Annotated in this window: 19 protein-coding genes; 8 read left to right on the top strand and 11 right to left on the bottom strand. The window is 73.5% G+C overall.

Going from position 1 to position 15,359, the window contains the following annotated elements; all coding sequences use genetic code 11:
* Positions 1 to 32: 32 nt before the first annotated feature.
* Both ACZ7OH_RS50155 and ACZ7OH_RS50150 read left to right on the top strand, forming a co-directional pair.
* Positions 33 to 704, top strand: a complete 672-nt coding sequence (locus tag ACZ7OH_RS50155; protein ID WP_470287433.1) for a TetR/AcrR family transcriptional regulator — start codon at positions 33 to 35, stop codon at positions 702 to 704.
* Between the two features lie 65 nt (positions 705 to 769).
* On the top strand, positions 770 to 1,906 hold the full coding sequence (locus tag ACZ7OH_RS50150; RefSeq protein WP_470287432.1) for an acyl-CoA dehydrogenase family protein: 1,137 nt from the start codon (positions 770 to 772) through the stop codon (positions 1,904 to 1,906).
* Between the two features lie 37 nt (positions 1,907 to 1,943).
* On the opposite strand, the gene ACZ7OH_RS50145 is transcribed toward ACZ7OH_RS50150, so the two are convergent.
* Complete coding sequence (locus ACZ7OH_RS50145) at positions 1,944 to 3,308, bottom strand: MFS transporter (protein WP_470287431.1); 1,365 nt, start codon at positions 3,306 to 3,308, stop codon at positions 1,944 to 1,946.
* A 96-nt stretch (positions 3,309 to 3,404) separates the two neighbouring features.
* On the opposite strand from ACZ7OH_RS50145, the gene ACZ7OH_RS50140 reads away from it, so the two are divergent.
* The 4 genes from ACZ7OH_RS50140 (at position 3,405) to ACZ7OH_RS50125 (ending at position 6,056) form a co-directional block, all read left to right on the top strand.
* Positions 3,405 to 3,920: a winged helix-turn-helix transcriptional regulator gene (locus ACZ7OH_RS50140; protein WP_470287430.1), complete on the top strand. Its 516-nt coding sequence runs from the start codon at positions 3,405 to 3,407 to the stop codon at positions 3,918 to 3,920.
* A gap of 69 nt (positions 3,921 to 3,989) precedes the next feature.
* Positions 3,990 to 4,547: a TetR/AcrR family transcriptional regulator gene (locus tag ACZ7OH_RS50135; RefSeq protein WP_470287429.1), complete on the top strand. Its 558-nt coding sequence runs from the start codon at positions 3,990 to 3,992 to the stop codon at positions 4,545 to 4,547.
* Positions 4,548 to 4,557: 10 nt separating this feature from the next.
* Positions 4,558 to 5,301 carry a cupin domain-containing protein gene (locus ACZ7OH_RS50130; protein WP_470287428.1) on the top strand — a complete coding sequence of 248 codons (744 nt, stop codon included), beginning with the start codon at positions 4,558 to 4,560 and terminating at the stop codon, positions 5,299 to 5,301.
* A complete protein-coding gene (locus ACZ7OH_RS50125) occupies positions 5,298 to 6,056 on the top strand; it encodes an SDR family NAD(P)-dependent oxidoreductase (protein ID WP_470287427.1) in 759 nt (252 codons plus the stop codon). The genes ACZ7OH_RS50130 and ACZ7OH_RS50125 overlap by 4 nt, the downstream gene beginning before the upstream one ends.
* Here the strand turns inward: ACZ7OH_RS50125 and ACZ7OH_RS50120 are convergent.
* From ACZ7OH_RS50120 to ACZ7OH_RS50100, 5 genes are read right to left on the bottom strand one after another with little or no spacing between them, the layout of a single operon-like run.
* Entirely contained in the window at positions 5,991 to 6,416 is a 426-nt protein-coding gene (locus ACZ7OH_RS50120; protein ID WP_470287426.1) for a hypothetical protein, read from the bottom strand. The genes ACZ7OH_RS50125 and ACZ7OH_RS50120 overlap by 66 nt on opposite strands.
* Positions 6,413 to 7,351, bottom strand: a complete 939-nt coding sequence (locus ACZ7OH_RS50115) for a metallophosphoesterase family protein (RefSeq protein ID WP_470287425.1) — start codon at positions 7,349 to 7,351, stop codon at positions 6,413 to 6,415. Before ACZ7OH_RS50115 ends, ACZ7OH_RS50120 begins: the two co-directional genes overlap by 4 nt.
* Entirely contained in the window at positions 7,348 to 7,743 is a 396-nt protein-coding gene (locus tag ACZ7OH_RS50110) for a cupredoxin domain-containing protein (RefSeq protein WP_470287424.1), read from the bottom strand. The genes ACZ7OH_RS50115 and ACZ7OH_RS50110 overlap by 4 nt, the downstream gene beginning before the upstream one ends.
* Positions 7,744 to 7,781: 38 nt before the next feature.
* The gene (locus ACZ7OH_RS50105; protein ID WP_470287423.1) at positions 7,782 to 8,459 is read right to left on the bottom strand and encodes a QcrA and Rieske domain-containing protein; all 678 of its coding nucleotides are present in this window, start codon (positions 8,457 to 8,459) and stop codon (positions 7,782 to 7,784) included.
* Positions 8,456 to 9,037, bottom strand: a complete 582-nt coding sequence (locus ACZ7OH_RS50100) for an RNA polymerase sigma factor (protein ID WP_400892241.1) — start codon at positions 9,035 to 9,037, stop codon at positions 8,456 to 8,458. The genes ACZ7OH_RS50105 and ACZ7OH_RS50100 overlap by 4 nt, the downstream gene beginning before the upstream one ends.
* Before the next feature lie 114 nt (positions 9,038 to 9,151).
* On the opposite strand from ACZ7OH_RS50100, the gene ACZ7OH_RS50095 reads away from it, so the two are divergent.
* Positions 9,152 to 10,423 (top strand): vanadium-dependent haloperoxidase, encoded by a 1,272-nt coding sequence (locus ACZ7OH_RS50095; protein WP_470287422.1) that lies wholly within the window; start codon positions 9,152 to 9,154, stop codon positions 10,421 to 10,423.
* 2 nt (positions 10,424 to 10,425) lie between these two features.
* On the opposite strand, the gene ACZ7OH_RS50090 is transcribed toward ACZ7OH_RS50095, so the two are convergent.
* The 3 genes from ACZ7OH_RS50090 to ACZ7OH_RS50080 form a co-directional block, all read right to left on the bottom strand.
* Positions 10,426 to 11,748 carry an alpha/beta hydrolase gene (locus ACZ7OH_RS50090; protein WP_470287421.1) on the bottom strand — a complete coding sequence of 441 codons (1,323 nt, stop codon included), beginning with the start codon at positions 11,746 to 11,748 and terminating at the stop codon, positions 10,426 to 10,428.
* 79 nt (positions 11,749 to 11,827) lie between these two features.
* Positions 11,828 to 12,286 carry a MarR family winged helix-turn-helix transcriptional regulator gene (locus tag ACZ7OH_RS50085; RefSeq protein WP_470287420.1) on the bottom strand — a complete coding sequence of 153 codons (459 nt, stop codon included), beginning with the start codon at positions 12,284 to 12,286 and terminating at the stop codon, positions 11,828 to 11,830.
* Positions 12,287 to 12,328: 42 nt separating this feature from the next.
* Positions 12,329 to 12,832 (bottom strand): MarR family winged helix-turn-helix transcriptional regulator, encoded by a 504-nt coding sequence (locus ACZ7OH_RS50080; RefSeq protein ID WP_470287419.1) that lies wholly within the window; start codon positions 12,830 to 12,832, stop codon positions 12,329 to 12,331.
* Between the two features lie 62 nt (positions 12,833 to 12,894).
* Between ACZ7OH_RS50080 and ACZ7OH_RS50075 the strand changes: the two genes are divergently transcribed.
* A complete protein-coding gene (locus ACZ7OH_RS50075; protein ID WP_470287418.1) occupies positions 12,895 to 13,326 on the top strand; it encodes a DUF6069 family protein in 432 nt (143 codons plus the stop codon).
* Between the two features lie 169 nt (positions 13,327 to 13,495).
* Here the strand turns inward: ACZ7OH_RS50075 and ACZ7OH_RS50070 are convergent, their stop codons facing one another.
* Both ACZ7OH_RS50070 and ACZ7OH_RS50065 read right to left on the bottom strand, forming a co-directional pair.
* On the bottom strand, positions 13,496 to 14,539 hold the full coding sequence (locus tag ACZ7OH_RS50070) for an amidohydrolase family protein (protein WP_470287417.1): 1,044 nt from the start codon (positions 14,537 to 14,539) through the stop codon (positions 13,496 to 13,498).
* The gene (locus ACZ7OH_RS50065; RefSeq protein ID WP_470287416.1) at positions 14,536 to 15,225 is read right to left on the bottom strand and encodes a GntR family transcriptional regulator; all 690 of its coding nucleotides are present in this window, start codon (positions 15,223 to 15,225) and stop codon (positions 14,536 to 14,538) included. The genes ACZ7OH_RS50070 and ACZ7OH_RS50065 overlap by 4 nt, the downstream gene beginning before the upstream one ends.
* Positions 15,226 to 15,359: the final 134 nt, after the last annotated feature.

Raw genomic sequence — 15,359 nt, 5'->3', positions numbered from 1 at the left:
GCCTGCAAGACCTAGGCTGAGAGGATCAGGAGGTGGCCGTGGAACCCGTGGTGTCGCCGTTCACCTCCGCGCCGGGCGCGGAGTCGCTCCTGCAGCGCGCCTACACCGACGCGCTCGAGCAGGTCGGCGACGCCGACGAGATCCGCGTCCGCGTGCTCGACGCGGCCTACGAACAGTTCTGCCGGATGGGCATCCAGCGCTCCACGATGGAGGACGTCGCCAAGCGGGCCGGGCTGTCGCGCATCACCGTCTACCGGCGGTTCGCCACGAAGGACACGCTGGTCGAGCACGTCGTCCGCCGCGAGTACCGCCGCTACTTCGACCGGTTCCTCGTCGAGATCACGCAGGCCGAGACCGTCGCCGACCGGGTCGTCCTCGGCTTCGTCAGCTCATTGCGCGCCATCCGCGGCAACCCGCTGATCGGCGGGCTGATCGCCGCCGAACCAGGACTGCTCGCCTCGTCCATGATCACCGACGGCGGCCGGACGCTGGCCACCGTGCAGCAGTTCGTGGCCGGCCAGCTCCGGCGGGAACAGCACGCCGGGACGGTGTCCACCGGGCTCGACGTCGAGGTCGTCGCCGAGCTGATGGTCCGGGTTTCCGCGTCGTTCCTGGCGATCCCCAGCCACGTCGTCGACCTCGACGACGACGCGCAGCTGGCCGATCTCGCCCGCCGCTACCTCGTTCCCCTGCTGGACACCTGAGCCGCGCCCGGATATGAAGATACAAAGCAGGTAGCCTTGTATCTGTCCGACCGCCGGGAGCGCCCGTGAGCCTGACCACCGAACAGCGCGACTTCGTCGCCGCCGTCGACGACTTCTGCCGGCGGGAGGTGGGCACCCGCGAGAAGTGGCTGGCGCTCACCGACGACGGCCGGAGCCCGCACAACGACGCGCTGTACCGCAAGATGGCCGACCTGGGCTGGCTCGGCGTCGCCGTGCCGGCGGAGTACGGCGGCGCCGGCCAGGGCATGCTGGACCTGGTGCTGTTCCTGGAAACCACGGCGTACCACCAGGCGCCGATCGGCGGGTTCGCCACGTCGGTGATCACCGCGGCGTCGTACGAGAAGTTCGCCGGCGAGGAGCGCAAGCAGGAGGTGCTCGGCGCGTTCCTCCGCGGTGACGTCCTCGCCGTCTCGATGTCCGAGCCCGGCGCCGGCTCCGACGTCGGCGCGCTCGCGTGCAAGGCGGTGCGGCAGGACGACGGCTGGGTCGTCGACGGCCAGAAGACGTGGTGCTCCAACGCCCACATCGCCCAGCACATCCTCCTGGTCGCACGCACGTCCGCCGACGGCGGCAAGCACGACGGCCTGACGATGTTCTCGGTCCCCGCGGGCATCGACGGCCTCGCGGTGCACGGCATCGACACCATGGGCGGGCGCGAGGTCAACGACCTGTACTTCACCGGCTGCACGCTGCCCGGCGACGCGGTGGTCGGCGAGGTCGGGCAGGGCTGGCGGCAGCTGATGGCGGGCCTGAACCTCGAACGCATGATCCTGGCGGCCCTGATGCTCGGCACCGCGCGCCGCGCGTTCGACGACACGGTGTCCTACGTGCGCGAACGGCACCAGTTCGGCCGTCCGGTCGGGTCGTTCCAGGCGCTGCGGCACCGGATCGCCGACCACGCCACCGAACTGGAGTGCACCCGCCTGCTGGTGCACGACGTCGCCCGCAAGATCGACGCGGCAGCCGGGAAACCACTGCCGCGCGAGGCGTCGATGGCGAAGCTCAAGGCGACGGAGTTCGCGAAGGCGATGGCCCTCGACGGCATGCAGATGCTGGGCGGCTACGGGTACGCGACGGAGTACGGCATGGAACGCCTGCTGCGGTCGACCGTGGTGTCCACTGTGTACGGCGGGACGAGCGAGATCCAGCGCGACATCATCGGCAAGACCTACGGGCTCTAGCCACACCTGCCTGAAAAGACGGCGCGCGCTAGCCGGTTCACGCCGCGACTGGCGTGACGCGCTTCGCCCGCGCGGTCAACGTCGCGATCGCTGTCGCTCCCACCAGTGACACCGCGATGCCCACCACCACCGCGCCGTTCCAGCCCGCGGTCAGGTCCGCCGGGGACGGGTGGACGGCCAGCACGCTGACCACCGTCACGCCGAGCGCCGCGCCGACGTAGCGGCTCGTGTTGTTGATGCCGCTGCCCATCCCGGTCCGGTGCGGCGGGACGCTCGCCACCGCTTCGCGCCCCAGGGACGCGTTCACCACGCCCGTTCCGAACCCGGCCACCACCAGGCCCGGCAGCAGGGACGCCGGACTGGACGCCGGGGTCACGAACGCGAGCGGCACCAGCCCCGCCGCCACCACGAGGAAACCGGCGCTCAGCCGCGCGCCACCGGAGAACGACGCCGGCAGCCGGCGCGTCAGCAACGCCGAAAGCACGCTCGTCGCCGACCAGCCGAGCACCACCAGCGCCGCGGCGAGCGGGCGCAGCGCCAGGCCGTTTTCGAGCATCGTGCAGAGGAACGCCATCAGCGCGGTGACGCCCGCGCCCGCCACGAACGCGCCGGCCGTCGCCGACGCCAGGGCCGGGCGGCGGAAGAGCGTCAGGTCGAGCATGCCGCCGCCGGAGCGGTTCTGGTGGGCGAAGAACGCGGTGAGCAGCACGACCGCCGCCGCGATCAGGATGAGCTCCAGGGGGCTCGTCCAGCCCTGCCTGCCTTCGGTGAGCGCGGCCAGCAGCGCCGCGAGGCCGCCGCCGAGCAGCAGCGCGCCGGGCGCGTCGACCGTCCGCGGGCGCCCTGACACCGACTCCGCGAGCAAGACCCGGCCGAGCAGGGCGACGCCGAGCGACAGCCCCGCGATCACGACGTAGAGCACGCGCCAGTGGTGGTCGAGGGCCGCGCCGGCCAGCGGGCCCGTCGCGATGCCCGCGCCGAGGCAAGCGCCCCACAGGCCGGTCGCGCGGGCGCGGCCGGCGGCGTCCGGGAACGCCGGGCCGAGCACGGCGAGCCCGCACGCGATCAGCGCGGCGGAGCCGAGGCCTTCGACGACGCGGCCGGCGATGAACGTCAGCGGCCCGGGCGCGACCGCGCACAGCACCGAGCCGGCCGCCGTCACGACGGCACCGGCGACGAACACGCGCCGCCGGCCGAAGTCGTCGCCGATCGCCCCAGCCGGCAGCAGCGCGACGGCCAGCCCGAGGCTCATCGAGCTGAGGATCCACGACGTCGCGACCACGCCGGCGCCGAGCCCGCCGGCCACCGCCGGGACGATCGACAGCGGCGCGGTGAAGACGAAGAGCGCGAGCAGCGTGGCGCCGCCGGAGGCGACGAGGACGGCTCCGGGGCGGCTGGCCATGCGGACTCCCACGTTGATTCGGTCACCGAACTCTTCCGCCCGGGAGACTAGCACGGTTGGTTCGATGAACGAACTTTTTTGTGGCAGACTGGACGCATGGCGCTGCCCCGCGAGTACACGAACCAAGCCTGTTCGATGGTCCGCGCGCTGGAGATCGTCGGCGAGCGCTGGACGCTGCTGATCGTCCGCGACGCGGTGTTCGGCGTCCGCCGCTTCAGCGATTTCGTCGAGCACCTCGGCATCCCACGTGCGGTGCTGACCGAGCGGCTGGAGTTCCTCATCGGCGAAGGCGTGCTGGAGCGCGTGCCCGGCCCCGGCAAGCGCAGCGAGTACGAGCTGACGGCGAAGGGCCGCGGGCTCTGGCCGGTCGTCCGCGCCCTGTCGGCGTGGGGCGACGAGCACTACGCCCCGTCCGGCCGGCGCCGCGTGTTCGTCCACGCGGGCTGCGAGGGCGAGGTGGCGCAGTCGGGCACCTGCCTGCGCTGCGGCGAGGACGTCACGCTCACCGAGACGGTGATGACTCCGGGGCCGGGTCTGACGCCGTCGCCGGAGGACGGCCAGGTCAGCGCCATCCTTTCGCAGCCACGTCCGCTCCTGCGGCCCATCCACTGAGCACCTGCCGCACACCGGCGAGAAGACCACGTCTGGCTTCTGTACCTACTGGTATGTACAGTGCCGGACGTGGACACCAGGGACCAGCTCATCGACAGCACCCGCGAGCTGCTGTGGGAGCGCGGGTACGTCGGCACCAGCCCCAAGGCCATCCAGCAGCGCGCCGGCGCCGGGCAGGGCAGCATGTACCACCACTTCTCCGGCAAGCGCGCGCTCGCGCTGGAAGCCGTGCGGCGCAGCGCGGACGAGCTGCTGGCCGCCGCCGACGCGCAGCTGCGCGGGCCCGGGACCGCCGTCGAGCGCATCACCGCGTACCTGCGCCGCGAGCGCGAAGTGCTCCGCGGCTGTCCCATCGGCCGGCTGACCCAGGACCCCGAGATCGTCGCCGATCCGGAGCTGCGCGCTCCCGTCGACGACACCCTGACCCGCCTGCGTGCGCGCCTGGCCGAAGTCCTGGAAGAAGGCCAGGCCGCGGGTGAGCTGCCCGCCGGGCTGGACCCGGCCGCCCTGGCCGCCACGGTCGTCGCCGTGCTGCAGGGCGGCTACGTCCTCGCCCGCGCCGCCGACACCCCCGAACCCTTCGACCAGGCCGTTTCCGGTGTCCTCGCCCTGCTCACCGTCCACTGAGGAGTCCTTCGTGCACGTCCGTCCCGTCCCGCAGACCAGCGCGCCCGCGCCCGCCGACGCGATCAGCGGCAGCGCGTGGGTCACGTCGCTCGCCGTCCCCGAAGGCCCGTCGCGCACGCGGGTCGACCGCGTGCAGTTCGCGCCCGGGGCCCGCACGCGCTGGCACCGGCACCCGCTCGGCCAGGTCCTCGTCGTCACCGAGGGCACCGGGTACGTGCAGCGCCGCGGCGGGCCGGCCCAGCTCATCCGGCCCGGCGACACCGTCCGCGTCGGCGCCGGGGAGTGGCACTGGCACGGCGCCACCGACACGACAGCGATGACCCACCTGGCCATCGAAGAGATCCCGGGCGACGGCACGACGACCGAGATCGGCGAGCCGGTGGCCGGCGGCGAACCGGCGCCCGTCCCGGCCGAGCCCGTCACCCGGACGCTCGTGCTGGAACAGCGGCTCCCGGCCCCGCGGCTGGTCGACCTCGTCGAGGTCCGCCGGATCACCATCACGCCCGGCTTCGGCGCCGGCCTGCACATCCACAATGGACCGGTGTTCGGCAGCATCGAAACCGGTTCGGCCGTCTACCAGATCGAGGGCGAGCCCGAATCGGTGCTGCGGCCCGGAGACGTCTTCTACGAACCGGAAGCGACCCGGATCGCCCGCTTCGACGCGCGGGAGGACGGCGTCACGTTCCTCGCCCAGTTCCCGGTCGGCCCCGGCGAAACCCCGCGCCTCGACCTGATCGCGGAGGACGGCCGGTGAAGGGCGTGCTCGTGACCGGCGGGTCCCGCGGGATCGGCCGGGCCACCGCGAAGGCGTTCGCCGCCCGCGGCTACCGCGTGGCGGTCCACTACGGCACGCGCCGCGACGACGCCGAGACGACGCTGGGCGAACTCGAGGGGTCCGGGCACGTGTGCCTGGCCGGCGACCTGGGCGACCCGGCCGCGGCGCGGCGGGTCGCCGACGACGCGGTCGCCGCGCTCGGCCGGGTCGACGTCCTGGTCAACAACGCCGCGCAGGCCCCGACCGAGCGGACCCGCCACGCGGTCGCCGAAGTCGGCTACGACCAGTGGGTCGAGGTGTGGCGGCGCACGGTGGAGGTCAACCTGCTCGGGGCCGCGAACGTCACCTGGGCGGTGGCCCGGCACCTGATCGAGCAGGGCCGCCCGGGCAGCGTCGTCAACGTCGGCTCGCGCGGTGCGTTCCGCGGCGAACCCGAGCACCCGGCCTACGGCGCGAGCAAGGCGGCACTGCAGGCGTTCGGCCAGTCGATGGCGATCGCCCTGGCCCCGCACGGGATCTCGGTGACGTCGGTGGCGCCGGGGTTCGTCGCCACCGAACGCCAGGAGACCAAGCTCGCCGGCGCCGGTGGCGACGAACTGCGCGAGCAGAGCCCCTTCGGCCGGGTGGGGACGGCCGAGGACGTCGCCGCCGCGATCGTCCACCTGGCCTCACCCGGGGCCGTGTGGAGTTCCGGCGCGGTCCTCGACGTCAACGGCGCCTCCTACCTGCGGTGACCGGCGGGCGCGGAGGAACGCGACCGCGACGAGGACCAGCACCGCGACCTCCGCGAGCACGCTCACGAGTGCTTGCGGCGCGGGCTGGAACCCGCGTTCGGAGAAGCCGAACAACCCGGTGGTCCGCGACAGCGCGAACCCGGCCAGGGCCCCCGCCGCCAGTCCGGCCGCCGCCAGCCGGATGAGCGGCGGGCCGCCCGCCAGCACCAGGATCGCCACGGCGAGCGCGCCCGCGGCCTGCAGCAGGAAGGCCGGCCCGATCACCGGGATCACCCGGTACCCGCCGACGTAGAGCTGGGCGTGGACGTAGCCGCTGACCCCGAGGCACACCGCCGTCGCGAGACGCAGAAGGACGTTCATGCCAGCTTCACGTCCTTCACCGCGAGGCCCGGCGTGCCCGGCCGGTAGGTCACTTCGCGGATGCCGAGCGCGTCCGCGAGCTTGCCCGCGGGCAGCGTCACAGGCGTCGGCGCGGGCCGCGTTCCCGGCTGGGGCAAGGGGTACGCGGTCGTCGTCGCGCTGTGGAAGGTGATGTTGCCTTCGGTCTTGGTGAACAGCTGGTGCACGTGCCCGTTGAGGCAGGTCACCGACGAGAACCGCCGCAGGTACGACAGGGCCTGGGCCGCGTCGTCGGTGCCCCAGCCCCACGCCGGGTACATCGCGAACAGCGGGATGTGGCTGAACACCACGATCGGCGTGTCCGCACCGAGCTTCGCGACGTCCTTGCGGACGAACTCGAGCTGGTCCGGCCCGAGATGGCCGAGCTTCTCCAGGCTGAGGGTGTTGACCAGCGCGATGAAGTGGACGCCCTTGACGTCGAAGCTGTACCAGCCGTCGCCCGCCGTGCCCGCCCCGAAGGTCGCGCGGTACTTCTGCCCCGCGTCGTCGATCGAGTCGTGCTCGCCGGGCACCGTGGACACGTGCCCGGTGTCCAGCGTGCCCAGCATCTGCTTGACCTGGTCGAACTGGGCCGGCGTCGACAGGTGCGTCAGGTCGCCGGTGTGCATGACGAAGTCCGGGCGGTACCCGAGCCCGTTGATCTGCGTGAGCGCGTGGGAGAACGACGCCTCGACGGCGGTGTTGGCGGGTCCGGTGAAGCCGAGGTGGCTGTCGCTGATCTGGACGAACCGCAGCGCGTTCGGGTCGTCGGCGGCGCCGGCCTCGCCCGGCCCGGCGATCCGGCTGATCACTTCGCCGCCGGACACCGTGAGGACGACCGCGGCGCCGAACCAGGCGGTGTGGCGCAGCAGCTGGCGCCGTGTCATGCCTTCGGGGTCGCCGTCTTCGCCGGTCACGGCGTCACCGTCACGGTGGCGGTCATGAACGGGTGGATCGTGCACAGGTAGTCGAACGTCCCCGGAGTGGTGAAGGTGTACCGGTAGGACTGTCCGGTTTGGAGGGTGGGCGAGCGCAGCGGGCCGCCGGACCCGGTGCTGGTGACCGTGTGCGCGTCCTGGTCCTGGTTGGTCCACGTGACGGTCGTGCCCACCTTGACCGTGGTCGCGGCCGGCGTGAACGCGAACTCCTTGACGGCCACGGCGTTCGCGGTCGAGTTCGTGGCCACCGGCGGTGGCGGCGGTGTCATGCTCGCCATCCCGGGCATCGACGGCGCGGGCGCGGCGGCCGGCTGCGCGGCGCAGGCCGTGAGCGCCAGCGCCGCCACCGTGACGAGCAGGAAGTGTTTCACCCCAACGGAATTCCTCATACCAGGAATACGCGCGGGGGTTACGCTCCCGTCGAGGGGACCAGCACCTCGACCACTCCCCCGGCCTCGCGCACCACCAGGTGCGGCAACGGCGGCGGCGTCACCGGCAGCTGGTGCATGAGCACCGCCCCGTCCACCGCGAAGGACGTCCGGTGGCACGGGCAGTTCAGCCGCCGGGCCGGGGCGTCGAGGTTGAGCCGGCAGCCGAGGTGCGTGCACGTCGCCGAGACCGCGCGCACCTGCCCGCCCGAACGCTGCACGAAGCCCGCCACCGCCCCGAAGTCGAACGGCAGCACGCCGCCCTCGGGCAGGTCGTGCGCCGCCACGACGGCCCGCCACTCGCCGTTCTCCGGCCGCAGCACGTCCTCGGCGGGCGGTGGGGCCGCGGCCGGCTCGGCCCCGGACGTCACCAGGTACTCGACGCCCGCGCCCGCCGCGGCCGCCACCGCGGCGGCCGACGACACCTGGATGAACCGCCGGCGGTTGCCGGCCGGCGCGGCGTCGCCGAACTCCTGGGCGAGCCGTCGGTGCAGCCCGGCGACGAACTCCTCGCCCGCCGCCCCGGCACCCGGCCGGGCGGCGCGCAGCAGCACCGCGGTCCGCAGCTCGGCCTCGTCGCCGGCGTCGGCCGCGAACGGGCGCGGCCGACGCCGGCGCAGGAGGTCCTTGACGAACCGGCGGACGCCTCGAGTGGTCACGGCTCCATCCCTTCCGCCACCTGGGCCGCCTGCCGCAGCGCGCGGTGCTGCAACACCTTCGCGTTGCCGACGGTGGTGCCCAGCTCCGCCGCCGCCTCCTTGAGCGAACACGCCTGCAGGAACCGCAGCCGCAGGATGCGGCCATACCGCTCGGGCAGCTGCGCGAGAATAGCCTCGGCGCGGGCCGGCGTGCGCGGGTCGACGACGTCGGCTTCGAACGCCGCGATGTCGCGCTCCTCGTCGAGGGTGGTGATCTCGCGGCCGAGCGTGCGCCGCCAGTGCCCGGCCAGCACCGTCCGCGCGGTGGCCAGCAGGTACGCCCGGACCTCGCCGACGCTCGCGGAGACGCGCAGCGGCCGCAACGCCGTCAGGAAGACCTCGGTGGTGAGGTCCTCCGCGTCGGGCCGGTTGCCGACCTTCGAGAACATCAACCGGTACAGGCGATCGACGTTGTCGCGGTAGACCGCCTCCCAGTCCGGGTAGACGTCCGCGCCGACCGCGTGCAGCCGCGGCTGCGGCGCCGCGCCCGCTTCGTCCTGTTCGGCGCGCCTGCGCCGGAACCGCTGTGCCACCGGCACCGCCCGCCTTCTCCCCTGCCGATTCTTCCCGCCACCTGAGGGATACGGACGGGGGTTACGCCGTAACCAAGGAACGTATCGGGAAGCGGACCATCCGCCGAACCGGGGAGAGAAATGACCACATCGATGTCGCGCCGGCACCTGCTCGTCTCGGGCGGGGCGGCCGCCGCCGTGCTCGCCACCACCGGCCTGCCGTCGCCCGCCGCCGCGGCCCCGCCGGCCCGGCGGGGCGGTGCGGACGTCGTCCTCGCCTGGAACCGGGAGCTGCTGGCCACCGTCCGCACCGCCGGCCTCCAGCCCGCGACCGTGCACCCGACCCGGAGCTTCGCCCTGCTGCACGCGGCGATCCACGACGCCGTCGTCGCGACGACCGGGACCGGACGCCCCTACCTGTTCACCGTCGACGTCCCGGGCGGGGCGGACCCGGAGGCGGCCGCGGCGCAGGCCGCGCACGACGTGCTGGCCGCGCTGTACCCCACCCGCGCGGGCGAGTTCGCGGCCCTGCTGGCCGGCCAGCTGGCGCAGGTGCGTCCCGCGGGCCGGGCCGCCGGCGTGCGGGCCGGTGGGCTCGTCGCCCGGCTGCTGCTGGGGTTGCGCGCGAACGACGGCTCGGCCGCCGTCCCGCCGGCGATCCCCCCGGGCACCGCGCCCGGGCAGTACCGGCCGACGCCGCCCGCGTTCGCCCCCGCCGCGTTCACCCACTGGGCCGCCGTGACGCCGTTCGTGCTCGACCGCGCGGACCGGTTCCGGCCCGGCGCCTACCCCGCGCTGACCGGCGCCCGGTACGCGAAGGCGTTCCACGAAGTCGCGGCGGCCGGGCGGGACACCAGCACCACCCGCACCGCGGACGAGACCGTGCGGGCGCGGTTCTGGGCGGCGCCGATCTGGAACTACTGGAACGAGATCGCGCAGTCCGTCGTCGGCGGGTCGCACGCCGGACTGGTGGTCGCGGCGCGGGTGTTCGCGCGGCTGAACCTGGCCTTCGCCGACGCCGTCATCGCGTTCTACGAAGCGAAGTACCACTACCGGATCTGGCGGCCGATCACGGCGATCCGCCTGGCCGGCGACGACGGCAACCCGGCGACGGACGCCGTCCCCGACTGGTCGAGCCTCGCCACCACCCCGGCCGACCCCGCGTACCCCGGCGCGCACAGCGTCATCTCGCAGGCGGGTTCCCTGGTGCTGCGGCAGGAGTTCGGGCCGCGGTGGCCCCTGGCCGTCACGTCGGAAGCGCTGCCCGGGGTGGTCCGGCGGTTCGCGACGTTCCAGGACGCCGCCGACGAGGCCGGGCTGAGCCGGATCGTCGCCGGCGTCCACACACGGCTCGACCACGAGGCCGGACGGCAGCTCGGCCTCGACGTCGCCGCGTTCGTCCTCCGGTCGTAGCCCTACCGGCGGGCACCGGTCAGCGACGGCGGGTCGAACCGCACGTACCGGCCGGTGCCGCCGGCGGCTTCGTTGAGCCGCCGCGGCTCGGCGACGTCACCCCACCGCCCGGTCCCGATCCGCGATTCGAGCGCGTGCAGGGCCGCGACCGTCTCCGCCGTCCGGAACGCGCAGTGCCCGGTCGCGCCGACGTAGGCCTGGCGCAGCAGGGACCCGGCGCCCGCCCGGTGCACCTGCTTGCCGTACCAGTCTTCCTGCTCCACCGGCACGAGCTGGTCGGCGATCGTGTGGATGTCCAGCGTCGGGACGCGCAGCCGGCCGGCCGCCGCCGACGTGCGCGCGAGGGTGCGCACGGCCTGCGGGTCCGGCCGGATGCCGGCGTCGCGGGTCAGGGTCGCGAGGTCGGCGTCCAGGTCGAGGCCCGCCGTGCGGTAGAGGGCCCGGACCTGGCGGGCGTGGCTGCTGCCGGCCAGCAGCGCGCGGTAGTCGACGCCGGCGGTGAACGCGCTGTTGCCGCCGGCGGCCAGCTCGATCTGGTAGCGGCCGGAGACGACGAACCCGAGCACGAACTGGGAAAGTTCCTGCTGCTGCTGGACTTCCTGGCCCGGGTAGTCGGCCGGCGGGGTCGGGCCGGTGAACCAGCCGGGCTCGTTCATCAGCGCGGCGGCGAGCGCGATGCGCGCCTGCCCGGCGGGCGTGGCCTGCGCGGCGGTGGCGATCTTCGTCAGCGCGGCGGCCGATGCGCTCGCCTCGGCCGGGCTCGCGAACCGCACGAGCTTGACGTCTTGGGCAGGCGCGAGGAGGTGGGCCAGCGCGTACTCGCCGTCCAGCTGGTAGTTGTTCAGGTTCAGGCCGCCGGCGACGAGCCCGCAGGTGCTCAGGACGCCGTCGAGCCCGCCGCGTTCGGCTTCGAGGGCGCTGACGAGGCCGCCCATCGAGGTGCCCCACGCGATCGTGCGGCGCGGGTGGCCGGTCAGCCGCCCGGCCGCCGCCAGCGCGCCGAACTGGTCGTCGACGGCGGAGGCGAGCGCCCACCACGACGGGCCGCTGTAGGACGAGCCGACCAGGGCGTACCCGCTGTCGAGCAGTGCTTCGCGGGTTTCGTCGTCCGGCGCGTCCTGCGCGGCGAGCGGGCCGAAACCGTGGCTGTAGAGGATCGTCGTGCCGTTCCAGGCGGCCGGCACGTCCGCCACCCAGGTGGCGCCGTCCGGCAGCTGCCCCGTGTGGTGTTCGCTCGTGGCCGCGGCCGCGGTCCCCGCGACCAGGCCGGTCGTCAGCAGGATCGCGCCGAGCAGCGCCAGGACGCGCATGGTGGTGCCCCTCACCCCGGACCGTCAAGCCCGGCTCGATGTGGCACCGAGAGTCCCACGCCGAGCCGAAGATGTACAGGTTTCCTGTCTTTTTTTAGTGCGACGGCCGGTCGGCGAGCGCCGCGTGGCACGCGACGACGTAGGCGCGGAACCGGGCCGCGTCACGGGGGTTCAGCTGCGAGACCATGCGTTCTTCGAGCGCGGCGACGTCGTCGCGGACCCGGTCAAGGAGCTCTTGCCCGGTTCCGGTCAGCCCGATCACCCGTCGCCGCCGGTCCTGCGGATCGCCTTCCCGCGCGATGAGGCCCCGCCGTTCGAGCGCGACGACCATGTCGGCCATCGCCTGGTCGGTAACGAAGGAGTTGCGCGCCAGCTCGGCGGTGGTGAGTCCGGACCGGCGTTCCAGCACGGTGAGCGCGGTGTACTGCAGGGGCGTGAGCGCGACCGGGCGGAGCACCTCGTCGAGCCGGGCCCGCACGGCGAGCTCGAGCTGCTTGACGAGGTACAGCAGGCCGGGGCCGGCGGCTTCGGGCACGGGAACGGGCTGGGACACGGTCCCATGGTGACCGACGGCGGGGTCCGGCGCCCGAGCCGGTCAGGCTTTCGGGCGCTTGAAGACCTCGGTGGGCAGGCCCAGGTTCTCGACGATCCGCTCGACGGCGTCGCCGAACCCCACGAAGTCGGCGCCGAGGGGTTCGATCACCAGCCGCCGGACGTTCGCGACGTGCGCGGGGGACGCGGTCGCCAGGTGCGCGCGCCCCGCGTCGGTCAGGGTCGCGATCGTGAAGCGGCGCCCCTGGCCGGTGCACACCGTCCGCGTCACCCACCCGCGATCCTCCAGCCGGGCCACCGCGTGGGAGATCCGCGGCAGCGACCCGTTGGCCATCTCCGCGATCTCGCTCATCCGCAGGCTTTCCCCCGGCACCACCGAAAGCCGCGCCAGGATCATGTAGCCGAGCAACGTCAGGTCGGAATCCCGCAGCAGCTGGCTTTCCAGCGCGCCCGGCAGCGTGAGCAGCACCTTCGCCAGGTTGACCCACGCGCGCCGCTCGTCATCGCCGAGCCGGTCGAACGGCTCCACCGCTTCGTTCTCGCCCACGCTTGACTTTAACACGCAACTCAAACTACCTTTGGGTTTAACACGCAACCCAAGGAGGAGCGATGCCGACCACCGCCACCCCGACTTCCGCCATGGTTGTTCGCCTGGGGATCGCCCTCGTGGCGGCCGCGGCCGTGAACACCCTCCTCGCGCTCGGCGCGTCCTCCCTCGACGACGGGGGGATCGGCATGGGCCTCAACGCCGGGTCCTACCTGCCGGCGACGGTCGTCGGGCTGCTCCTCGGCACCGCCGGCTGGTTCCTGATCGCCCGCCGCGCCCCGAAGGCGCTGCGGATCGTCGTCCCGGTGGCCCTGGCCGCCACCTGGATTCCGGACCTGCTGCTGTTCACCGCGGGCGCGACGGTGGCCAACGTGATCGGCCTGATGCTCATGCACCTGACGGTCGCGACGGTCGTCGTCCTCGCCCTGCGCCCGACCCTGCCGGACTCAGCTCCGGCGCCGGTCGCGGGAGACGTCCAGCAGGTCCGAGGCTGACGCGGGCCGGGGGAACAGGCGGCCGCAGTTGGCGGTCGTCAGCTCCCGCCAGGTCGTGCCCTCGGGCTGAGCCGCCGCGTCGATGCCCGCCAGCTGGGCGTCGACGGCGGCCGGCGGGGTCCAGCAGAAGTCGCTGCCGTACCGCAGTCACTCGGTGCCGAACGCTCGCTCACGCGACCGCCACCCCGGCCGCCCAGACGCCGCGGATCTTCGCGGTCGCCGTGATGTCGCGGGTGGGATCGCCGTCGACGAGCACGACGTCGGCGCGCAGGCCTTCGCGCAAGGCACCGCGGTCGGGGCAGCCGAAGTACCGCGCGGGCAGGTCAGTCGCCGCGCGTAAAGCGTCCACTTCGGACAGTCCGGCGGCGACGAGCAGCGCGAGCTCCTGGTGCAGGCTCGCCCCCGGCACGACCGGGACCGGTAGCATCGGCGCGGAGAACGCGTCGGTGCCGGCGAGGATCGGCACGCCGGCCGCGTGCAGCGCGGTGACCGAGTCGCGGCTGAAGCCGTAGCCGTCGGCGCCGAGTTTCGTGGTGAGCGCGTCCATCATGGTGAGCGTGGGGACGGCGATCTGGCCCTGCTCGGCCATCCGGGACGTGGTCTCGGCGTCGAGGACGCCGTCGCGCGGGACGTGGGTGATGACGTCGGCGCCCGCGTGGACCGCGCGCCGGTAGGCGTCGACCGAGGAGGCGTGGGCGACGGTGAGCTTGCCGTGCGCCTTGCCCTCGGCGACGACCGCGTCGATCGTCGCCTGGTCCAGGAGGTCGCCTTCGATGACGACCTTGAGGTAGTCCGAGCCCTCGGCGACGCGGCGCGCGACGAACTCCGCGGCCTGCCCGGGCGCGGTGAGGATCGCCTCCGCGGGCATGCCGGGCATCTCCGAGTGGTTGCCGCCGGGCCCGATGGCGGGCAGCCCGGCGCTGCGGATGTCGGGGATCTGCCCGCGGAAGGAGTCGACGCGTTCGCGTGGCCAGCACGCCATGTCGAGCGCGGTGGTGACGCCGTGCCCGGCGAGGGCCCGCAGGTCGCCGGGGGTGAGGAGGTGGACGTGGGCGTCGAAGAGCCCGGGCAGCAGGGTGGCCCCGGCCCCGTCGACGACCTCGGCGCCGGCCGCGTCGGTGCCGATGAGCGGCCCGTCGAGGACGACGGTGGTGGGTTCGGCCAGGCGCGCGCCGTCGAAGACCCGGACGCCGGTCAGGGCGGTCCTGGTCATGACGCCGGCTCCGCGCTGAAGCTCGACTCCATCACGATCTCCTTGGTGCGGTTGATGTGCGCTTCGAACCGGGCGACCGCCAAGTCGGCGTCGTGCGCCAGGGCCGCGTCCACCAGGCCCTGGTGTTCGCCCGCGACGTCGCGGTGGCGCTCCTCGCCGCCCGGGCCGGACCACGCCCGGTAGAGCTCCGCCGCGTCGGACAGGCGGGTGCAGATGTCGAGCAGCACCGCGTTGCCGCACGCCTTGATCAGCGTGTGGTGGAACTCCAGGTGCGCGCGGGCCCACTCCTCGTTGCGCCGCATCGGCCGGCCGGGCAGCAGCATCGGCTGACCGCCCAGCCGGTGGTGCGCGGCCAGCACCTCCGACTCCCACGTGACGCCGCCGCGCTGCACCGACAGCCGCAGCGCCGAGCCTTCGTTGATCGCCCGGGCCTCGGTCAGGTCGGTCAGCGTCTGCATGGACAGCGGCGTGACCCGGAACCCGCGGTTGCGGTCCACCTGGACGAGGTCCTTGGCCGCGAGCAGGCCCAGCGCCTCCCGTACGACGCTGAGGCTGACCCCGAACTCCGCGCTCAGCTCGGCGGGTTTCACGCGCTCGCCCGGGGCCAGTTCACTGTTGAGGATCGCCGACCGCAGCCGGTGGTACACCGAAACGGCCAGGCTTTCGCCTCCCGCTCTCTTCGCCATGATCAGACGGTAACACGCTATTCACATAATAATCGATTCTTAGAGCGTGTCTCATTTGGCGAGTTTCCTGTAGCAAGTGATGGCGGCGCCGAGGGTGAGGAAGGCGAGGTAGTGGCTGGGTTTGCGTTCGTAGC

This window comes from Amycolatopsis sp. NPDC114478, from assembly GCF_055633805.1.
This window is presented reverse-complemented; position numbering and strand designations above follow the sequence as displayed.